This is a genomic window from Frigoribacterium sp. Leaf172 (assembly GCF_001424285.1).
Classification (GTDB): Bacteria; Actinomycetota; Actinomycetes; order Actinomycetales; family Microbacteriaceae; genus Frigoribacterium.
The window spans coordinates 453048-470285 of record NZ_LMPB01000001.1 but is presented as its reverse complement, the minus strand read 5'-3'; the positions used below and the strand labels follow the sequence as shown (position 1 = coordinate 470285).

Below are 17238 nucleotides of genomic sequence, written 5' to 3'. Positions count from 1 at the left end.
CACGATGGTCATTCTCACCAAACGGGTAGCCGGCCTGAGCCGCGATGAATTCTTCGAGCACTACCGCACCATCCACCGACAGCTCGCACGTGAACTCCCCGGGTTGGTGTCGTACCAACAAGCTGAGCTCGCTCACGGAAAGCAAGCATGGACTGCCCCCGAGGCCTTCCCGCATCATGACGCTCTCTCGATCTACACCTTCGACTCTTACGACAGCGCTCGTGCAGCGTTTGATTCGGCGCAAGGCGTGACCGTCGACGCGGACACGGGCACGTTCATCGACTGGCCGAACGTCCTGTTCATTCCCGCAACGACCTTCCCCGGGACACACACCCCGACCACACGCTGACGGGCTGCCTTGCCCCGACAAGCGTTTTCACGACCCAAGACCGCACCACCCGTAAAGGACCCGAGATGAACAGCATCATCCCCTCCACGACTCTCCGCCTGATCTGGCCTCAGTGGCAGGGCGCAACGGCCGAAATGGTCGCTGAACTTGCCCCGGAGTTCCCCCTCGAAACGGCCCGGCGTGGATACGCAGTGGGAACAGAGGTCCTCCAGGCGGTCCTGCCTCAGCACGACGGCCCGACCGCTGTCGTCCCTGTCGATATGGGTAACGAGGGCCTGCAGGAGCGCGATGGTCTCGAGGCCAAAGAGGCCGTTGTTCGCCAGCTGTCGAAGGCTGTCGAGCTTGTGAGGGAACACGCACCGGAACGCATCCTCACCCTCGGCGGGGAGTGCTCAGTGAGCGTCGCCCCGTTCACGTCCTTGGCCGCGAAGTACGGTGACGATCTCGCCGTCCTCTGGGTCGACTCCCACCCCGACATCGGGACCGGCACCAGTGACTACCACGGCTACCACGCGATGGCGGTGTCAGCGATCACCGGTCATGGCGACCAGGACATCCTCGATGAACTCCCGGCCACGGTCCCCGCAGCCCGAGTAGCGCTCGTCGGCCTGCACGACTGGACTGATGACGACTTCCCCAATGTCGCGGATTGGGGGCTGTCTACTTTCACCCCGGACGATCTCCGCAGCGGCACCAATGCCTTAGTTGAGTGGCTCAAGTCCACGGGCGCCACGAAAGTGGCAATCCATCTCGACGTCGACACCATTGACAGCAACGAGGTCGTGCTCGGCCTCGGAGCAGTACCCGACGGCCTGACCAGCGTGCAAGCGCAACGCATCGTCGCCGATGTGCGAGCCGAGTTCGACGTCGTCGGCCTCACCATCGCGGAGTTCATCCCACGCCAGGTGATGCACTTGACCACCCTGGTGGCCGATTTCCCGCTCGTCAACGGGCGCCCCTGAAGCTTGTCACGAGGCGTTTTCGCGAGCGTCGCCCTGTCGCCCATCTGGTCTAGCGAAGACCAGAACGTCCGTAGCTCCCGACTTAACAGGTGTACCTACTCTGGAAGCGCAACAAACTGATTTTCTGCGCTCACGAAGGGTGGGGCGTCCTCACGTGGACGCCCCACCCTTCGCTTCCACCCACACGACCCCTCACCTCATCCTGCGTCCCATCGGAATCTCGGGAAACGATTCCCTCTTGGGCCGCTGTGTTACTGCTCATCGCCTGGCCCGTAGCGGCACGGGAGAGGGGATAGGCGCAGGCTGGGGACGACAAGGAACAAGAACGTCGACAGCAGCCACCCGGCGACCCAGTAGGCGGGACTCGAGAAGATCGCAACGTAGACCTCGGCTGTCAACGGGTCATTCAATCCTGTGAGTTCACCCGAGACTCCGGAACTCTCTTCCCAAAAATTAGTTAGCCGGCTCATGATTGCGTAGACGGTCAATCAGAGGAGCCCCACCATGACACAGACGACAGCCGCCGTGGCAGTTTTCGCAGCAACCGGAGCACAGGGAGGCGCGGTCACCGACGCTCTCCTCGAGCGCGGCGCGAGAGTGCGAGCGCTCCTACGCAACACGGCATCGGAAAAAGCCACTGCACTGGCTGCGCGCGGTGTCGAGCTCGTGCAGATCGACATCGACTCCCCCGCGACTCTGACCGCGGCCCTTCAGGGCGTGGACGCATTCTGGTTCATGACCACCCCTCCCGGCGGTATGCAGAACGTTGACCTGGAGGGCGAGACCGCACAAGGCATCGCCCTGGCTGACGCGGCCGCCGCCGCCCGTGTGGGCCAAGTCGTGTTCAACTCCGTCGGAGGCGCCGAGCGCGGATCCGGCGTGCCGCACTTCGATTCGAAGCACCTCGTCGAGCAGCACCTGGACTCACTCGGCCTGAACACGACGATCCTTCGGCCCGTGTTCTTCACCGATAACTTCTTCGGCTTCGCACCCACTGTGGAGGAGGGGACCTTGGTCCTGCGTCTGCCCTTCCCCGACGCAGTCCCCCTTCAGCTCATCGCCACCCGCGACATCGGCGTCATCGCTGCCGCCGCATTGCTCGACCAGACCGCGGTGCCCGCATCGCTCGAGATCGCAGGGGACGCCCTGACGGGCAGCGAGATCGCGGCCGCGTTCGCCGAGCACACAGGCATGCCCGCCCGGTACGAGGCACTGCCCCTGACGGTCATGGACGGCAATGACGACATGCAGGCCATGTTCCGCTGGTTCGCCGAGACGCCCGCTTACCAGGCCGACCTCGAGCAGGTCCGACGCATCGCCCCCGGAACGTGGACCTTCCGCCAGTGGCTCCACGCCGTCGACTACACCCCCGCCGCGTAACCGCATCCGACACATATCAAGACCAGGAGCACCGCATGAGAGCCGTCCAGTTCACAACCTACGGTCCCGCCGACGTCCTCGACATCGTCGATGTGGAGACCCCGAGCCCGTCCGCAGGTGAGATCCTGATTCAGGTCGCCGGGGCGGGAATCAACCAACTCGACGCGAAACTCCGTGCCGGCATGATGTCAGGCGGGGCACCGCTCACGGCCCCGAGCGGCACGGGATTCGACGCGGCCGGCACGGTCCTCGACGTCGGCACCGACGTCGATGACGTCGCGCCGGGCGACGTCGTCTTCGGCATCGGGCGGAACACGCTCGCCGAACAGGCTGTCCTGAACGCGTGGGCGAAGGTTCCCGGCGGCGTCGACCCCGTCGAGGCCAGCGGCTGGGGTGTCGCAGTCGAGACCGCTCACCGCCTCCTGTTCGAGCTGGGAATCCACGACGGGACGATCCTCCTCAGCGGCGCCTCCGGCGGCGTCGGATCGGCCCTCATCCAGCTGGCCGCAGCCCGGGGGCTCCGGGTCATCGGCACTGCCAGCGAACACAACCAGGCCTACCTGCGGGAGCTCGGGGCGGTAGCCGTGACCTACGGCTCGGGCCTCGTCGGCCGGGTCGAGACCGTGGCACCCGAGGGTGTCGACGGCGCACTCGACTTATCAGGCAAGGGAGTCATCGGCGAGCTCATCGCCCTGGTCGGCGACCCCACCAAGGTCATCTCGATCTCCGACTTCACCGCGCCGCAGCTCGGCGCACGCGTTTCCACGGGTGATGGCCGCACCACGGATCCCCGCGACGCTCTCGCCGAAGCCGCAGCCCTTCCCGCGTTCGGTCTGCACATCGATCGGCGCTTCGAACTCGCCGACGCGGCGATCGCTCACCGGACCTCCGAAGCCGGCCACACCCGCGGAAAGCTCATCGTCATCCCCTGACCAGTCGTCACCCCCACCGAAGGAAGAAGCACAATGTCGCACAGGAACTCATCCGTCGCAGCACCCATCAACAACCAGACGCTGTTCATCGGGTTCGCGGCCGAGGCCATGACGACCGAAGAACTCGCCCCGCTGAACATGACCGTCGAGCAGCTCTCCGAACAGATCGAACGCGGTTGGGCCGCCATCAAGGAACAAGGGGTCGAGGGTGCCCTCTGCGGCATCAGCAGAGATCCCGACGAGACAGAGGCCCATCTCCGAACTCGTTTCGCGGAGCAGCCCTACGGAGTGGCCCTCATCGGCGGCGGCGTTCGCATGCTGCCGGAGAACACCGTCCTGCTCGAACGCGTCGTGAACGTCCTCATCGACCTCCAACCCGGCATCCGCATCAGTTTCAACACCAGCCCCCAGAACGCCTACGACGCCATCCAGCGGTGGATCACTCGCTGATCATCGGGGTCTGCGCCAGGTGGGAGACTGGCGCGCAGCGTTCCGAGCAGCGAGAAGGACAGGTAGCCGCATGTCGTCGCCCCACGAGGAGATCGGCCTGACCCGACACACGGTCGGGCCGATCAGCTCGCTGATCCCCACAGTGGCCAAAGCGCACCGGAAACTCGCCGGGTCGCTCCTGGAAGAGCTCGGTCTCGCCGCGGGCCAGGAGTTCGTCCTCATGCTGCTGTGGAAAGAATCCCCGCGGACTCAGGCCGATCTGACCCGTCTGCTGCTCATCGAGCCGCCGACAATGGCCAAGATGCTCGCGCGACTCGAGCGCAGCGGCTTCATCGAGCGGGAACGGTCATCGACTGACCGTCGCGTTGTCCTCGTGTCACCGACAACAGCCGGACGGGAACTGGAAGACGCCGTGACAGCGGCCTGGGCGACCCTCGAGGAGCACACTTCGGCCGGACTGTCCTCCGATGAGCAGGCTCAGCTCCGTGACCTTCTGGCCCGCGTGGCCGTGACACTGACGGAGACGACAGCCGATCCGGCCTCATGAGCGACGCGGGCACCGACGTGCCACACCGAGCTTTCACCTCACACCGGTGGGGCCGTGGCAGAACGTGCGATCGTCCGCCTACACGCCCCATCGATCAGAACCGGGAGGACGCATGCAGGGAGAAGGTCTGCAACGAGCAGCACGTGACACGGCAGGAACACTGGCCGGTGTCAGTCGAGGCCACCCGTTCACCCCGCATCTCGAGGTGTGGAAAGTGGACAAGAAGGTGTTCCTCATCGTCACCGAGGATGACCCGGACTTTCAGATCATCACCGTGAAAGTCGATCCCCACCGAGGTGATGCGCTTCGCCGCGACCACGCCTCCATCGCACCTGGTCGGTATCTCGACAAACAGCATTGGATCTCCGTCGGCGCGGGAACCGGCGTGACGAAGACACTCATCGACGATCTCGTCCGCGGATCCTACGAACTCGCCGGCGGACGCTTGGAGGATGCAGCCGATGAGTGAGCAGCCTCCTTCCCTGTTCGAGGTCGACGACACCTCCCGGCCTCTCGCGGACCGCCTGCGACCTCCCGCGCTGGGCGATGTGGTCGGTCAGGAGCACCTCCTCGCCACTGACGCCCCCATCGGGCGGATGGTCAGCACCAGGCGGCTCATATCGATGATCCTGTGGGGACCGCCCGGGTGCGGCAAGACCACCATCGCGCGCCTCCTCGCCGAACAGACCAACCTCGCCTTCGAGCCTCTCTCGGCGACGTTCTCCGGTGTCGCCGACCTGCGGAAGGTCTTCCAGGCGGCACAGCGTCGTCGGGAGCTCGGTCAGGGGACGCTGTTGTTCGTCGACGAGATCCACCGCTTCAACCGGGCGCAGCAGGACTCCTTTCTGCCCTACGTCGAGGACGGCACGATCGTCCTCGTCGGCGCCACGACCGAGAACCCCAGCTTCGAGCTCAACGGTGCGCTCCTCTCGCGCTGTCAGGTGTTCGTCCTCGAACGTCTCGACGCGACAGCGCTCGACACCTTGATCGGCCGAGCCGAGACCGTACTGGGACGACCCCTGCCCCTCGACGCGGACGCCCGTCAGGCCCTGGTCGCGATGGCCGACGGCGACGGTCGCTATCTGCTGAACATGATCGAGCAGATCGAAGCACTTCCCGCGCCCGTTGACCCCGCAGCTCTCGCCGCGGCCGTTCAGAGACGTGCCCCCCTCTACGACAAGTCGCAGGAGGGGCACTACAACCTCATCTCCGCGCTCCACAAGTCCATGCGAGGCTCGGACCCGGACGCGGCCCTCTACTGGTTGGCCAGGATGCTCGACGGCGGAGAGGACCCGCTGTTCATCGCCCGGCGCATCACCCGGTTCGCCACCGAGGACATCGGCATGGCCGACCCCGGGGCCGTGCAGCAGGCCCTGTCCGCATGGGACGTCTACGAACGACTGGGCTCCCCCGAGGGGGAACTCGCCATCGCCCAAGCGGTGCTCTACCTCGCGACCGCACCCAAGTCGATCGGCGTCTACCGCGGCTTCACCCGAGCCCGCGCCGCAGCCCGACGTACGGGCTCGCTGATGCCGCCGGCGCACATCCTCAACGCCCCCACCCGACTGATGAAGGATCTCGGCTACGGCCACGGGTACCAATACGACCCCGACACCGAGACGGGCTTCTCAGGAGCCGACTACTTCCCCGACGACATGCCCCGAGAGACGTTCTACGAACCGACCACCGGAGGCTACGAGCGGGCCATCACCGAGCGCCTGCGCCACTGGGCTCAACTGCGCACCGAGAAGCCCGAAACCACCGACCGGACTGCCGCCTCGGACTAGCCACCCGACCAGCACCGGACACTGCAGGCGCGCTCGGCGTCATGACCGGGCGAGGGCCACCTCGAGCCCTCGAAGGGTGCTCGGGAACCGTTCCAGCATCTCTTCTAGTTCGCTGGCGGTCACGTTCGCGCCGAAGGTCTCGGCGTGTGGTTCGAGTTCGATGCTGTCGTGCAGCGAACCGGCCAGGACGGGGTCGAAGCCCCACGCGTCGACGAGAGCCGAGACCGTGGCGACGGCGTGAGGATCGTCTCCGGCGACCGCGATCGCTTTGCGGTCCGCAGCGCCCACGGGCCTGGGTCCTTCGTCGAGGTCGTGGTATCCCATGTGGTTGAAGGCCTTGACGATCACCGACTGAGGAAAGTGATGCTGTACGAGCTCGCTGGTCGAGGTGCGGGGGTCGCCGAGATCGTCACGGGTGCCGTCGACCTCCCACCAGTAGTTCATGGCGTCGATCACGACCTTTCCGTGCAGTGCGTCGGCAGGGACGGTGCCCAGCCGTCCAAGCGGCAGCGCGAGGATGACGACGTCTGCCGCGTCCACGGCGTCGGCTGCGCGAGCGGGCTCCGCGCCGGGAGAGACGACGGCGAGGATCAGGCGGATCCTCTCGGGGTCACCGGATCCCGCAACGAGAACCCGGTGCCCCGCCGCCATGGCCAGCCGGGCCAGGACGGTGCCGAGCTTGCCGGCGCCGAGGATCGCGATGGTCGGGGTCGTCACGCGGTCACGACCGAGGGGCGGGCTGGCATCTCGGCCAGGAGCTCTCGGACCCGGGGGATGACCGTGGTGCCGTAGAGCTCGACCGATCGGAGGCGGTCCTTGATCGACTGCGTGCCGGAGGTGTAGATCATGTCGAAACGGCCGACACCCATGGCGTGGATGGTCCGGGCCATCTTCTGGGCGACCGTCTCGGCCGAGCCGACGTACATCGACCCGGACGCCACCTCGCGGTCGAACTCGCTCCGCGTCACCGGCGGCCAGCCGCGCAGAGCGCCGATGCGATCGCGGACGACCTTGAAGTGCGGGTACCAGGCCTCCAGCGCCTCCTCGTCGGTGTCGGCGACGAACCCGGGCGAGTGCATGCCGATGGGGTGGGCCGTCGTGCCGAACTCCTCGGCGGCACGGCGGTAGAGGTCGAGGTATGGTGCGAATCGCTGCGGTTGGCCGCCGATGATGGCCAGCATGAGCGGGAAGCCGTACTTCGCCGTCCGTACGACCGACTGCGGCGACCCGCCGACGCCGACCCAGGTCGAGAGGCCGTGCTCGGTCTTCGGGAAGACGTCCGCGTCGGTCAGCGGCGCCCGGGTCGTCCCGGACCAGGTGACCGGCTCTTCGGTCAGCAGGCGCGAGAACAGTTCGATCTTCTCCTCGAAGAGGACCTCGTAGTCGGCCATGTCGTATCCGAAGAGGGGGAACGACTCGGTGAACGAGCCACGCCCGAGGATCACCTCGGCTCGGCCACCCGAGAGTGCATCGACGGTCGCGAATCGCTGGAAGACGCGCACGGGGTCGTCGGAGCTGAGCACGGTGACCCCGGAACCGAGGCGGATGCGACGGGTCGCCGTCGCGAGCCCGGCGAGCACGGTCTCGGGTGACGAGACCGAGTACTCGGGTCGGTGGTGCTCACCCACCGTGAACACGTCCACGCCGAGCTCGTCGGCCATGACGGCCTCATCGACGAGCTGCCGGATGGAGCGGGCGTGACTGACCGGCGCACCGGTCTCGTCGGAGGGGACGTCCCCGAAGGTGTCGAGGCCGAAGTCGACGTCGATCATGATTCCTCATCTCATTGACACGTCAACCGTGTGGTTGACGTGTCAATGATCTGCCGCTACGGTCAAGATGTCAACAAGGAGGCGCGATGAAAGACGAAGACGACGCACCAGCACGACGGAGATCGCCCAATGCGGCCGAACTGGCGATCTGGCGCGACTACGTCGAGACGTCCGAACAGGTCAAACGCACCCTGACGACCGCGTTCCACGACACGTCGGGGATCTCACCCGGCGACTACGCGGTCATGCTCGCCCTCAGCGAGGCGGCCGAGAAGACGCTCCGGTCGTCCGATGTCGCGGATGTCGTGGGGTGGGAGCGGAGCCGCCTGTCGCACCACCTGCGCCGCATGGAAGAACGCGGCCTCATCACCAGAGGGCTCGTGGGCGGCGACGCACGAGGAGCCGCCGTGACCCTGACCGACACCGGCGCCAGGATCTTCCGCAGCTCATCGGCGTCTCACCTGCGGCTGGTCCGCGAGATCTTCATCGACGCGTTCACTCCGACTCAGCTCGACGCGATGCGAACCCTGACCGAGACCCTGCACCAGCACCTCGACACCACCCAGCCAACCACCCCCAGCTGACCTACCCCAGCTGACACAGCCCAATGAAAGACACCATGGACATCGCACTCTGGATCATCATCGGCCTTCTCGCTCTCGCCTTCCTCGGCGCCGGGATCCTGAAGCTCCTCCGCCCCCGAACGGCCCTCATCGACGGAGGAATGCCCTGGGCGGCAGACTTCTCCCCGCTGGCGATCAAAACCGTCGCCGCCTTGGAAGCCATCGGGGCGATCGGACTCGTCCTGCCCCGTCTGACCGGAGTCGCGCCCCTTCTCAGCCCGATCGCCGCTCTCGGACTCGCTGCCCTCATGGCCGGTGCCGTCGTCGTTCACGCACGCCGAGACGAACCGGTCCTCCCGCCGCTGGTACTGGGCGTGCTCTCGATCGTCGCAGCCGTGCTCGGCTTCATCGTGCTGGTCTGACCCTCCCACTGAGTGGCGGCAGGACTAGGGGGTCGTGCCGGTGTCGACACGCACCGTGAGGGACACCTCGTAGCCGGCGGTCGCGTCACCGGTCATCGTCGCGAGCTGGAGAGCGCCACCGTCATCACCGAAGACCATGTCGGTGTCAAGGCCGACCTCGTTGAGGTTCCCCGAAGAACCGTCGTAGCCGGCCTTGGAGTAAACGGCCCGGCTGGCGTCTTCGAGCAGGGCGACCTGGGATGTGGCGATGACGTTCCCGGACTCGCTGATCGCGTCACGGTTCGGGTACACCTCGAAGTGGATGTGCGGCCAGCGACCGGTGTAGCAGCCGGGGAAGATCGACGTGAACCCCACCGTGCCGGTCGCGTCGGCGACCTGCACGCCTCGGAGGTACGTCTCGTCCTCGAGGCCCGCGGAGTACATCGAGTAACCGCCACTCGCGTCGCACTGCCAGACGTACACGGCGACGCCGGCGAACGGCGCGTCTCCGTTCGCCATGTCGAGAACCGTGAGGCGCAGGGTGATCGGCACCCCGGCAGCAGTGGCCCCTCCCCCGATGCTCGTCCGGATGTCGCTGCGGACGATGCCCGATCGCTCGAGAACGTCGGCCCCGTTCGAACCGTCTCCGGGGAACGGGCCGGCGGTCTCCTCCGGGATCTCACCTGCCACCCCTCCCGTCGTCGCCGCATCTCCAGGACTGACCACCGGGTCGGGGGCCGCGGCACTGCAGGCCGCCAGCACCACCGCGCCGGCACCGATGCCGATGAGGCTCAACACGGCCCGGCGCGAGAAGAGCGTCCCGACATCGAAAGCGACCCCCTGGTCGACGACCTCATCGCCGGCCCTCTCGAGCAGGCGCCCCTCGTAGGCAGGCCCATCGGGGGTGGCGTCGGGCTCGGGGATGCGGCTCATGCTGTCCTCTCGAAGAACGAGCGTCGGGGAGGATCACGATCCCGGTCCGCTGTGAACCAGTGCCCTGAGCCGGTGATGAATCAGCTGTGAACGACGTCAAGACGTATTCGGTTATTGCGCGTCTCGCAGCCGCAAGGATCGAATGGTGACGATGCGTGCGATCGGACCGATTCGCAACCACGCACACGAGTCGCCCCTCGGCGGAACCCAGCACTGGTCCCGTTGATCGTGCTACCCACGATCGTTTATCGAGACACCGGTTCGACGTCCCCGGGTTCGATCGGGGCGCGCTGGTTCGGGACGAGACGAGGGACGAGCCGGACGAAGATCACCATGCCGATGAGTTCGACGAGCGTCTGGGTGACGACGACGACCGGAGCAAGCGAAAGCGACGCCGGCAGGGCCAGCACGAGAGGCAGGACCACGAGCGAGTTCCTGGTCGCGCCGCTGAACACCAAGGCTCGAGTGGCTGGCACGTCGAGCCGGAAGATCCGGCCGGCACCGATGCCGAGCGCTGCCATGACGACGAGGAACCCGGCGTAGATCGGCACCAGCACCAGCAGCCGCCCCATGGAGTCCCCGACAGCTCCCGCCTGCGAGGCCACGACGGTGAACAGGGTCGCCATCATCAGCGGCACCATCAGACCCAGCATCGTCCGCTCGATCACGACACCGGATCGGTGCCGCCGGGCGAGGGCCTGCACGAGCGCGGCCGCCGTGAGCGGGATGACGATCAGGAGCAGGAACGCCCGGGCGAAGGGACCGACCTCGACCAAGGCGACGCCCTCGGGGCCGATGAACAGCAGCAGGTACAACGGCAGGAGCAGGATCTGCGCCAGCATCAGCAGCGGTGCCGCAGCGAGGAGCCGTTCTGACGCGCCGCCGGCAAGGCCGGCGAACACGATCACGTAGTCGATGCAGGGGGTCAGCAGCACGAGCAGCACCCCGAACAGCAGCGCCGGCTCGTCCGAGACGAACCGGGACAGCCCGTACGCGACGGGCGGGACGACGACGAAGTTCAGCACCCCGACCGCGGCGAGGAACCGTCCGTCGCGGAGGGACTTCCCCATCGCGGCGAACGGGACACCGAGGAACGTCGCGAACAGCAGCAGCGCGAGCACGGGCTCGATCGCTCCCTCGAGGTGGTGTGCCCCCGGCACGATGAGGCCGACCACGCCGGCAGCCAGGATCGCGACCAGGTAGAGCCCGATCTGCCGGTGTTCGAGCCAGGAGACGACCACGTTCACGGCAGGACCGGTGTGGAAGAGGAAGGCACGTCAGCCACCGTAGAGGTTCGAACCGGATAGCAATCTTTTCGAGGACACTATCGACGGTTCGCGTCAGGTCGTGTCGGTGGAGGCTGGCAGGACCAGCTCGAGCGTCGTACCCGCGGCAGACGTCGAAGCGACCCGGACGCTTCCTCCGTGGCGGAGGGCGATCTCCCTGACGAGGGCGAGACCGATACCGAAGCTCGGTCGGGTGCCGCCGCTGGCATGCCGCGCGGCTCCATCTGCCAGCTCCGACCGCGCGAACCGGTCGAAGACGTGCGTGGGCTCGATGCCTGTGATCCCTGGCCCCTCATCGGTGACCGCGAGCACGGCCGAGCCGTGCTCGTCCCGAGTCGACAGTGTGACGGTCGAGCCCGGGGGCGCGTGGCCGATCGCGTTGTCGAGCAGAGCCAGCACCGCCCGTCGGAGGCTCGCGTGCGGCACTCCGACCCTCGAGGCGGTGGTGGTGTCGTGCCGCAAGGTCACGTCGCGCTCGTCGGCGAGCACTGACATCGACCGCAGGACCTCCGCGACCACGCCGTCGATGCGCACAGCTTCGGGCACGACAGCCGGCCGAGCAGGGTCGCCTCCCGCTGCCTCGAGCAGGTCGCCGACGATGTCGACCAGGGCCCGCGAGTCGTCGCGGAGTCTCGCCAGGTCGGCGGTGACGTGCTCGTCGGCGGCCGCCGCGCCTCCGGCGATCTTGCGCTGCAGGGCCTGGAGGCGGGCGTCGAGCACCGCCAGGGGAGTCCGCAGCTCGTGACTCGCATCGGCGACGAACTGGCGCTGCAGCCGGAGGGCCTCACCCAGCGGCCGGACGGCACGGCGGGCGATGACAACCGTGACGAGCCCCGCGAAGACGACGCCCGCGACGCCGAGCACGACGAGGCCGGCGACGACGTCGGCGGCCGAGACGAAGACCTCGCCCTGACCTGCGGCGGCGACCTGCTCGAGGCGCTCCTGCGGGACGGTCTGGTGAAGCACCCACGCGATGGTGAGTGCGAGGGCCCCGACGACGACCAGGGCCGAGACGAGCACGATCTGTCGGCCGATCGACCGGGCAGCGGCCTGCAGCGCCGCGGCCTCGGGTGCGGTCTCGGCTTCAGGACGGGACTGCGCGCCGGTGCGCCCTCGTGCGCGCCCTAGCCGTCGCCGTCCACTCACAGCGCGCCCACCCGGTAGCCCCTCCCCCGCACCGTGAGCACGACGTCGCGGTCGATCTTGCGGCGCAGGTAGCTGACGTAGGTGTCGACGGTGCCGAGCTGCTCGCCGTGCGGGAACACCCGCGCGAGAAGCTCGGCCCGGTCGAAGGTGTGGTCCGGGCGCTGGGCCAGCTCGGCCAGGAGGGCGTTCTCCCGCTCGCTCAGCACGATCCGGCTCGACCAGGGCGTGACGACGATGCGGCTCTCAGGGAAGAAGCGCGCCTCCCCCACGTCGAGCCAGCGCTCCTCGGTGACGAACGACCGCGTCAGGGCGCGGAGCCGGGCGAACAGCTCGTCGAACTCGAACGGCTTGACGAGGTAGTCGTCGGCCCCGCCGTCGAGCCCCGCGACGCGGTCGGCGGTCGTGCCGAGCGCGGTCAGCATCAGCACGGGGGTCGTCACGTGTTCCCGACGGAGAGCCGCGACGAGCTCGGTTCCCTCGAGCCCGGGGAGGCGCCGGTCGACGACCAGGACCGCGTACGCCCCCGACCGGGCCGCGTCGAGGCCCCGGAGACCGTCGGTCACGAGGTCGACCTGCCAGGCCTCGCCGAGCACGTCGGCCACGATGGGCCCGAGCCCCGGGTCGTCCTCGACCAGCAGGAGGCGCGGGTGCGTGTCAGGACCGGTCACCCACCGCCTCCTCGTCCGTCCTCGCCCTCGGGTTCGTCGCCGTCGCGGTCTTCTCGGCCCGGCCGGTGTGCGAGCGCCGCAGGGCGGTGACCACGATCGGCAGCACCGACACGACGACGAGCCCGACGGCGAGCAGGTCGATGTGGTCTGCCACGAAGGGTAGGCCACCGAGGAGCGATCCGAGCACCGTCATGCCGACGGCCCAGAGGAACGCGCCGGTGAGGTTCCACACGATGAACCGGCGGTACGGGTAGCCGCTGGTGCCGGCGGCGAGGGGCACGAAGGTGCGGACCACGGGCACGAAGCGTCCCAGCACGAGGGCCTTGCCGCCGTGGCGCTCGAAGAACGCCTCGGCCTGCTCGAGATGCGCCGTCTTGAGCACGCGGGCGTCAGGGCGGAACCAGCGACGTCCGAACCGGTGCCCGAGGAAGAACCCGACCTGGTCGCCGGCCGCCGCCGCGACGAACGCGCATAGCGCGACGCTCAGGCCGAGGCTCTGGTGCAGCAGTCCGGCGGTCACCAACAGCGAGTCGCCCGGCAAGAAAGGGAACAGCAGGCCCGACTCGACGAAGATCATCAGCGAGAGGCCGCCGAGGACCCACGGGCCCATGCCGGCGAGGAGGGTCTGGGGGTCGAGGATGCTCACGAGCGGGTCCGTTCTGGGTCGGTGGTCGTGGAGGGGTTCGGCGCCGAGGGCTCGACGAGGTGGGGCTGCCGGGAGCACTGCTCGATCCGGTCGAGGAGGCGCAGCCACGGTGGCAGGGCCAGCGCCACCACCGAGCAGCCGAGCACGACCGAGGCGACCGTGTCGCTCGGCCAGTGCACGCCGATCCAGACGCGTGACCGCCCGACCGCGGCCACGGCGAGGGCGGAGGCCCCGACCACGACGGGCGCGCAGCGCCTCCCCCAGACGAGCAGCACGAGTGCCAGCGCGAGCCCGGTCGCGAGGGCCGTGTGCCCGCTGGGGAACGAGAACGAGTGCGGCTCGATGATGAGGGGGTCGACGAGCAACCCCGGGTCGGGCCGGTCGCGCTGCACGACGAGCTTGACCAGCTCGGCCGCGGCCCACGGCCCGACCGCGACGCCGAGGACGGTGAGGGCCGCAGCCGCGCGACGGCTCACGACCCACACCGCCACGACCAGCAGCAGCACGAGGGCCGCGCCGAGCTGCGGCCCGAGCAGCCGGTCGACGAGCAGCGCCGCCCCGTCGAGCACCGGTTCGTGCGCGCGGCTCGCGTGCTGCACGAGGTCGAGGTCGACCTCGCTCACGCCGCCGGCGCCCGAGGTGATCAGCAGCCCCGCGACGACGACGCCGACGATGCCGGTCGCGCCCCACGCCGCCCACGCCCGGTCGTGGACGGCCGCTCGGACGGCGGGGAACAGAGGAGGCGCGGTGCGGCCACGAGAGAGCGCCGACGAGGGCGGACGGTGCAGGACGGTCATGCGCCGAGGCTCCGCCCGGCCGTCCCAGAAAACGCCCAGATGCCCTGGCGGGCCGACCCGTGCCTCCTCGTCTCGGACTCTGGGCGGTTTCTGGGAGGCGACCCGCGACCGTCATCGCATGACGACACGCGCCGTTCCGACCGGAGCCACGGCCCCCGACCGCCGGGCCCTGCTCAACAAGGTCCCCGAGATCACCGTCGCCTTCTGGGTGATCAAGGTGCTCTGCACCACCGTCGGCGAGACCTTCGCCGACTTCCTCGCCGACGGGCTCGGCCTGGGGCTGACTGTGACGAGCATCGTGATGGCGGTCCTGCTCGTCGTGGCCCTCGTCGTGCAGTTCAGGACGCGCGCCTACGTGCCCGTCGTCTACTGGCTCGCTGTCGTGCTGATCAGCGTCGTCGGCACCCTCCTCACCGACACGCTGACCGACTCGCTCGGGGTCAGCCTGTGGGTGTCGACGGCGGTCTTCGCGGCGGCGCTGGCCGTCGTTTTCGTCGTCTGGCACCGCGTCGAGGGCACCCTCTCGATCCACGAGGTCACGACCCCGCGTCGCGAGTCCTTCTACTGGGCCGCCGTGCTGATGACCTTCGCGCTCGGCACCGCGGTCGGCGACCTCCTCGGCGAGCAGCTCGCGCTCGGCTACCTGCCGTCGGCGCTGCTGTTCGCGGCGGCCATCGCCGTCGTCGCCCTGGCGCACCGGTTCGCCGGCGTCGGGTCGGTGCTCGCCTTCTGGGCCGCGTACGTCCTCACCCGGCCCCTCGGCGCCTCCGTCGGGGACTTCCTGTCCCAGCCGGCAGCCGACGGCGGGCTCGGCCTCGGGTCGACCGTCACGAGCGTCGTGTTCCTCGCGGCGATCGCGGCCCTCGTCGTCGTCCTCACGGTGCGGCGGCCGGCGCGACCCGCGCTGCGCGTCTGACCCTCCGGCACCACCCACACGAGAAAGAAGAACCTGATGGACTGGCAGATAAACGGCCTCCCCCTGCACCCGCTCATCGTCCACCTCGTCACCGTCGCGTTCCCGACGGCGTCACTGCTGATCCTGATCGGCGCGTTCTGGCCCGCGCTCCGTCGACGGCTGGGCGTCATCACCCCGCTGATCGCGCTGGTCTCGCTAGTCGCGGTGCCGCTCGCGACGTCGTCGGGAGAATCGCTGGAGGAGCGGGTCGGCCACAGCGCCCTGCTCGAGACTCACACGCAGCTGGGCGACACCCTGCTGCCTTGGGCGATCGCGGTCTTCATCGTCGCCGTCGCGCAGTGGGCGTGGCAGCGCTGGGTGCTCACACCGGAAGTGCACCGCCCACGGCCGGCCCTCCGGCACGACGTGCGCCTGGTCGTCAGCGCCGTGCTCACAGTGCTGGTCGTCGGCACCAGCATCGGCGGGATCGTCACGACCGTCCGCATCGGCGACTCAGGCGCGAAGGCCGTCTGGTCAGATTCGTCGGCCACCTGAGCGCACCCGTCCGCTCGCACAACCCTGTGTTGACCAACAGCAAAGCGTCACGCGAGCCGGCCACGCCCGGATATCGATCGGCTATCGGACAGAAGCGAAGACGATGCGGTGAGCTGTCCTACACGGTCTGCATGTTCCACGGCACCCTGGGTGTCTAAGACGAATGGGCAGTTCAGCCTGGGAAGGTGTGAAGGCCGCGTGCTGCCCGCTCCGACCATGGGCGGGGACGAGCTCAGCCGATGAAACGAGAACCACAGCGATGAAGGACAAGAACCGCCCGCCCATCCACAGCTACCGCTTCCTGATCGTGGACTGGCTGCAGAAGAAGAGGTACCGCGAGGCGAGACTCGACGAGAGAGTGGAGTTCAGCGTCGCGTACACCGAGCAGGGCTCCGACCCGGGTCTCGACACGATCCTCGAGACCGCGATGTACGGCGGGTCCTGGCTGGGCGGCCCAGCCGCCGGCATCACCCAGGAGGACTGGCCTCGACGCCGCGACGGGCAACCCCTCGCCCACGTCGCCAACTTCCACCTGGGCGAGGCATCCGGAGTCATGGATTCGGCGATGCGCGCCGGCTGGCCCGACACCCGCGAAGACCTCCCGCACCACGGGATCCTCCAGATCTTCCACGACCTCGAGACCTACGGCACCGAGCCCGCGGACGGCGACACCGGCGGCTGGCTCGTCCGCTGGCTTCCCGAGCCCGACCTGACACTGCTCGCCAGCTCCCCCGACGATCTCGACCTCCCGACCGATGCAGCCCAGGAGGTGACGGCGATGGCGACGTTCTCGATCCCCACTTCCCTCGATCTCGACGTGACGACCGAGAAGGCATGTCAAGCTGCCGAGGAGGCGACGATCGCCTTCCAGAGGATGTGGAACTGGCAACGAACACAAGACCGCCACGCCGGACCCGCTCCCATCACGCACCTCTACGGCTACTCGCAGGCCGGGCACACCGTGGCCGGAGGAGACATCCTCCCCGGGTGCCTCCCGCTGGCTGCTCCCGGAGACTCGTATCGACTCGTCGCCGACATCGAGAGCGGGACGACCTTGGACGGCTGGTTCGGCGACGCGTCACCACTCGAGGTCTGGATGCGCCAGAGCGACCTCGATGCCCGATCCTTCGACCGCGCCTGGTGCATCATCCGCGCCGACTGAGACGACC

Annotated in this window: 21 protein-coding genes; 13 read left to right on the top strand and 8 right to left on the bottom strand. The window is 68.3% G+C overall.

Annotated features, from left to right (window positions below):
• Positions 1-4: 4 nt before the first annotated feature.
• From ASF89_RS02320 to ASF89_RS02285, 8 genes are all read left to right on the top strand, one after another.
• On the top strand, positions 5-349 hold the full coding sequence (locus ASF89_RS02320; RefSeq protein WP_162240679.1) for an EthD family reductase: 345 nt from the start codon (positions 5-7) through the stop codon (positions 347-349).
• A 65-nt stretch (positions 350-414) separates the two neighbouring features.
• On the top strand, positions 415-1311 hold the full coding sequence (locus tag ASF89_RS02315; protein ID WP_055811760.1) for an arginase family protein: 897 nt from the start codon (positions 415-417) through the stop codon (positions 1309-1311).
• 504 nt (positions 1312-1815) lie between these two features.
• Positions 1816-2691, top strand: coding sequence for an NmrA/HSCARG family protein (locus ASF89_RS02310; protein WP_055811757.1), 876 nt, complete (start codon positions 1816-1818; stop codon positions 2689-2691).
• A 35-nt stretch (positions 2692-2726) separates the two neighbouring features.
• Positions 2727-3623, top strand: a complete 897-nt coding sequence (locus ASF89_RS02305) for an NADP-dependent oxidoreductase (RefSeq protein ID WP_055811753.1) — start codon at positions 2727-2729, stop codon at positions 3621-3623.
• 33 nt (positions 3624-3656) lie between these two features.
• Positions 3657-4073 (top strand): hypothetical protein, encoded by a 417-nt coding sequence (locus ASF89_RS02300; RefSeq protein WP_055811747.1) that lies wholly within the window; start codon positions 3657-3659, stop codon positions 4071-4073.
• A gap of 70 nt (positions 4074-4143) precedes the next feature.
• On the top strand, positions 4144-4620 hold the full coding sequence (locus ASF89_RS02295) for a MarR family winged helix-turn-helix transcriptional regulator (protein WP_055811739.1): 477 nt from the start codon (positions 4144-4146) through the stop codon (positions 4618-4620).
• A 112-nt stretch (positions 4621-4732) separates the two neighbouring features.
• Positions 4733-5089 carry an MmcQ/YjbR family DNA-binding protein gene (locus ASF89_RS02290; protein WP_055811737.1) on the top strand — a complete coding sequence of 119 codons (357 nt, stop codon included), beginning with the start codon at positions 4733-4735 and terminating at the stop codon, positions 5087-5089.
• Complete coding sequence (locus tag ASF89_RS02285; protein WP_235483956.1) at positions 5082-6407, top strand: replication-associated recombination protein A; 1326 nt, start codon at positions 5082-5084, stop codon at positions 6405-6407. The genes ASF89_RS02290 and ASF89_RS02285 overlap by 8 nt, the downstream gene beginning before the upstream one ends.
• A gap of 39 nt (positions 6408-6446) precedes the next feature.
• Here ASF89_RS02285 and ASF89_RS02280 read toward each other — a convergent pair whose 3' ends face one another.
• The gene (locus ASF89_RS02280; protein ID WP_055811732.1) at positions 6447-7124 is read right to left on the bottom strand and encodes an NADPH-dependent F420 reductase; all 678 of its coding nucleotides are present in this window, start codon (positions 7122-7124) and stop codon (positions 6447-6449) included.
• Positions 7121-8179, bottom strand: coding sequence for an LLM class flavin-dependent oxidoreductase (locus tag ASF89_RS02275; RefSeq protein ID WP_055811729.1), 1059 nt, complete (start codon positions 8177-8179; stop codon positions 7121-7123). Before ASF89_RS02275 ends, ASF89_RS02280 begins: the two co-directional genes overlap by 4 nt.
• An 86-nt stretch (positions 8180-8265) precedes the next feature.
• On the opposite strand from ASF89_RS02275, the gene ASF89_RS02270 reads away from it, so the two are divergent.
• Together ASF89_RS02270 and ASF89_RS02265 are read left to right on the top strand one after the other, a co-directional pair.
• Positions 8266-8763: a MarR family winged helix-turn-helix transcriptional regulator gene (locus tag ASF89_RS02270; protein WP_055811727.1), complete on the top strand. Its 498-nt coding sequence runs from the start codon at positions 8266-8268 to the stop codon at positions 8761-8763.
• Positions 8764-8798: 35 nt separating this feature from the next.
• Positions 8799-9164, top strand: a complete 366-nt coding sequence (locus ASF89_RS02265; protein WP_055811724.1) for a DoxX family protein — start codon at positions 8799-8801, stop codon at positions 9162-9164.
• Between the two features lie 24 nt (positions 9165-9188).
• Here ASF89_RS02265 and ASF89_RS02260 read toward each other — a convergent pair whose 3' ends face one another.
• The 6 genes from ASF89_RS02260 to ASF89_RS02235 form a co-directional block, all read right to left on the bottom strand.
• Positions 9189-10076, bottom strand: a complete 888-nt coding sequence (locus ASF89_RS02260) for an intradiol ring-cleavage dioxygenase (protein ID WP_055811721.1) — start codon at positions 10074-10076, stop codon at positions 9189-9191.
• Between the two features lie 245 nt (positions 10077-10321).
• Positions 10322-11323 carry an arsenic resistance protein gene (locus ASF89_RS02255; RefSeq protein WP_055811717.1) on the bottom strand — a complete coding sequence of 334 codons (1002 nt, stop codon included), beginning with the start codon at positions 11321-11323 and terminating at the stop codon, positions 10322-10324.
• Positions 11324-11416: 93 nt separating this feature from the next.
• The gene (locus ASF89_RS02250; protein WP_162240678.1) at positions 11417-12328 is read right to left on the bottom strand and encodes a cell wall metabolism sensor histidine kinase WalK; all 912 of its coding nucleotides are present in this window, start codon (positions 12326-12328) and stop codon (positions 11417-11419) included.
• Between the two features lie 176 nt (positions 12329-12504).
• A complete protein-coding gene (locus tag ASF89_RS02245) occupies positions 12505-13176 on the bottom strand; it encodes a response regulator transcription factor (RefSeq protein ID WP_055811711.1) in 672 nt (223 codons plus the stop codon).
• Positions 13163-13822, bottom strand: coding sequence for a DedA family protein (locus ASF89_RS02240; protein ID WP_055811708.1), 660 nt, complete (start codon positions 13820-13822; stop codon positions 13163-13165). Before ASF89_RS02240 ends, ASF89_RS02245 begins: the two co-directional genes overlap by 14 nt.
• Positions 13819-14619 carry a phosphatase PAP2 family protein gene (locus ASF89_RS02235; RefSeq protein ID WP_055811705.1) on the bottom strand — a complete coding sequence of 267 codons (801 nt, stop codon included), beginning with the start codon at positions 14617-14619 and terminating at the stop codon, positions 13819-13821. Before ASF89_RS02235 ends, ASF89_RS02240 begins: the two co-directional genes overlap by 4 nt.
• Before the next feature lie 118 nt (positions 14620-14737).
• Between ASF89_RS02235 and ASF89_RS02230 the strand changes: the two genes are divergently transcribed.
• From ASF89_RS02230 to ASF89_RS02220, 3 genes are all read left to right on the top strand, one after another.
• On the top strand, positions 14738-15535 hold the full coding sequence (locus ASF89_RS02230) for a hypothetical protein (protein ID WP_055811702.1): 798 nt from the start codon (positions 14738-14740) through the stop codon (positions 15533-15535).
• Between the two features lie 36 nt (positions 15536-15571).
• On the top strand, positions 15572-16069 hold the full coding sequence (locus ASF89_RS02225) for a DUF2231 domain-containing protein (protein ID WP_055811699.1): 498 nt from the start codon (positions 15572-15574) through the stop codon (positions 16067-16069).
• A 259-nt stretch (positions 16070-16328) separates the two neighbouring features.
• Positions 16329-17231, top strand: coding sequence for a DUF1963 domain-containing protein (locus ASF89_RS02220; RefSeq protein WP_055811696.1), 903 nt, complete (start codon positions 16329-16331; stop codon positions 17229-17231).
• The last annotated feature ends 7 nt before the right edge of the window (positions 17232-17238 follow it).

Bases quoted from the DNA above. Each gene is read 5' to 3' on its own strand.
- ASF89_RS02320 (WP_162240679.1), top strand. From the start codon at position 5: ATGGTCATTCTCACCAAACGGGTAGCCGGCCTGAGCCGCGATGAATTC.
- ASF89_RS02295 (WP_055811739.1), top strand. From the start codon at position 4,144: ATGTCGTCGCCCCACGAGGAGATCGGCCTGACCCGACACACGGTCGGG.
- ASF89_RS02315 (WP_055811760.1), top strand. From the start codon at position 415: ATGAACAGCATCATCCCCTCCACGACTCTCCGCCTGATCTGGCCTCAG.
- ASF89_RS02270 (WP_055811727.1), top strand. From the start codon at position 8,266: ATGAAAGACGAAGACGACGCACCAGCACGACGGAGATCGCCCAATGCG.
- ASF89_RS02220 (WP_055811696.1), top strand. From the start codon at position 16,329: ATGAAGGACAAGAACCGCCCGCCCATCCACAGCTACCGCTTCCTGATC.
- ASF89_RS02225 (WP_055811699.1), top strand. From the start codon at position 15,572: ATGGACTGGCAGATAAACGGCCTCCCCCTGCACCCGCTCATCGTCCAC.
- ASF89_RS02275 (WP_055811729.1), bottom strand. From the start codon at position 8,179: ATGATCGACGTCGACTTCGGCCTCGACACCTTCGGGGACGTCCCCTCC.
- ASF89_RS02310 (WP_055811757.1), top strand. From the start codon at position 1,816: ATGACACAGACGACAGCCGCCGTGGCAGTTTTCGCAGCAACCGGAGCA.
- ASF89_RS02305 (WP_055811753.1), top strand. From the start codon at position 2,727: ATGAGAGCCGTCCAGTTCACAACCTACGGTCCCGCCGACGTCCTCGAC.
- ASF89_RS02300 (WP_055811747.1), top strand. From the start codon at position 3,657: ATGTCGCACAGGAACTCATCCGTCGCAGCACCCATCAACAACCAGACG.
- ASF89_RS02235 (WP_055811705.1), bottom strand. From the start codon at position 14,619: ATGACCGTCCTGCACCGTCCGCCCTCGTCGGCGCTCTCTCGTGGCCGC.
- ASF89_RS02265 (WP_055811724.1), top strand. From the start codon at position 8,799: ATGGACATCGCACTCTGGATCATCATCGGCCTTCTCGCTCTCGCCTTC.
- ASF89_RS02290 (WP_055811737.1), top strand. From the start codon at position 4,733: ATGCAGGGAGAAGGTCTGCAACGAGCAGCACGTGACACGGCAGGAACA.
- ASF89_RS02230 (WP_055811702.1), top strand. From the start codon at position 14,738: ATGACGACACGCGCCGTTCCGACCGGAGCCACGGCCCCCGACCGCCGG.
- ASF89_RS02285 (WP_235483956.1), top strand. From the start codon at position 5,082: ATGAGTGAGCAGCCTCCTTCCCTGTTCGAGGTCGACGACACCTCCCGG.
- ASF89_RS02260 (WP_055811721.1), bottom strand. From the start codon at position 10,076: ATGAGCCGCATCCCCGAGCCCGACGCCACCCCCGATGGGCCTGCCTAC.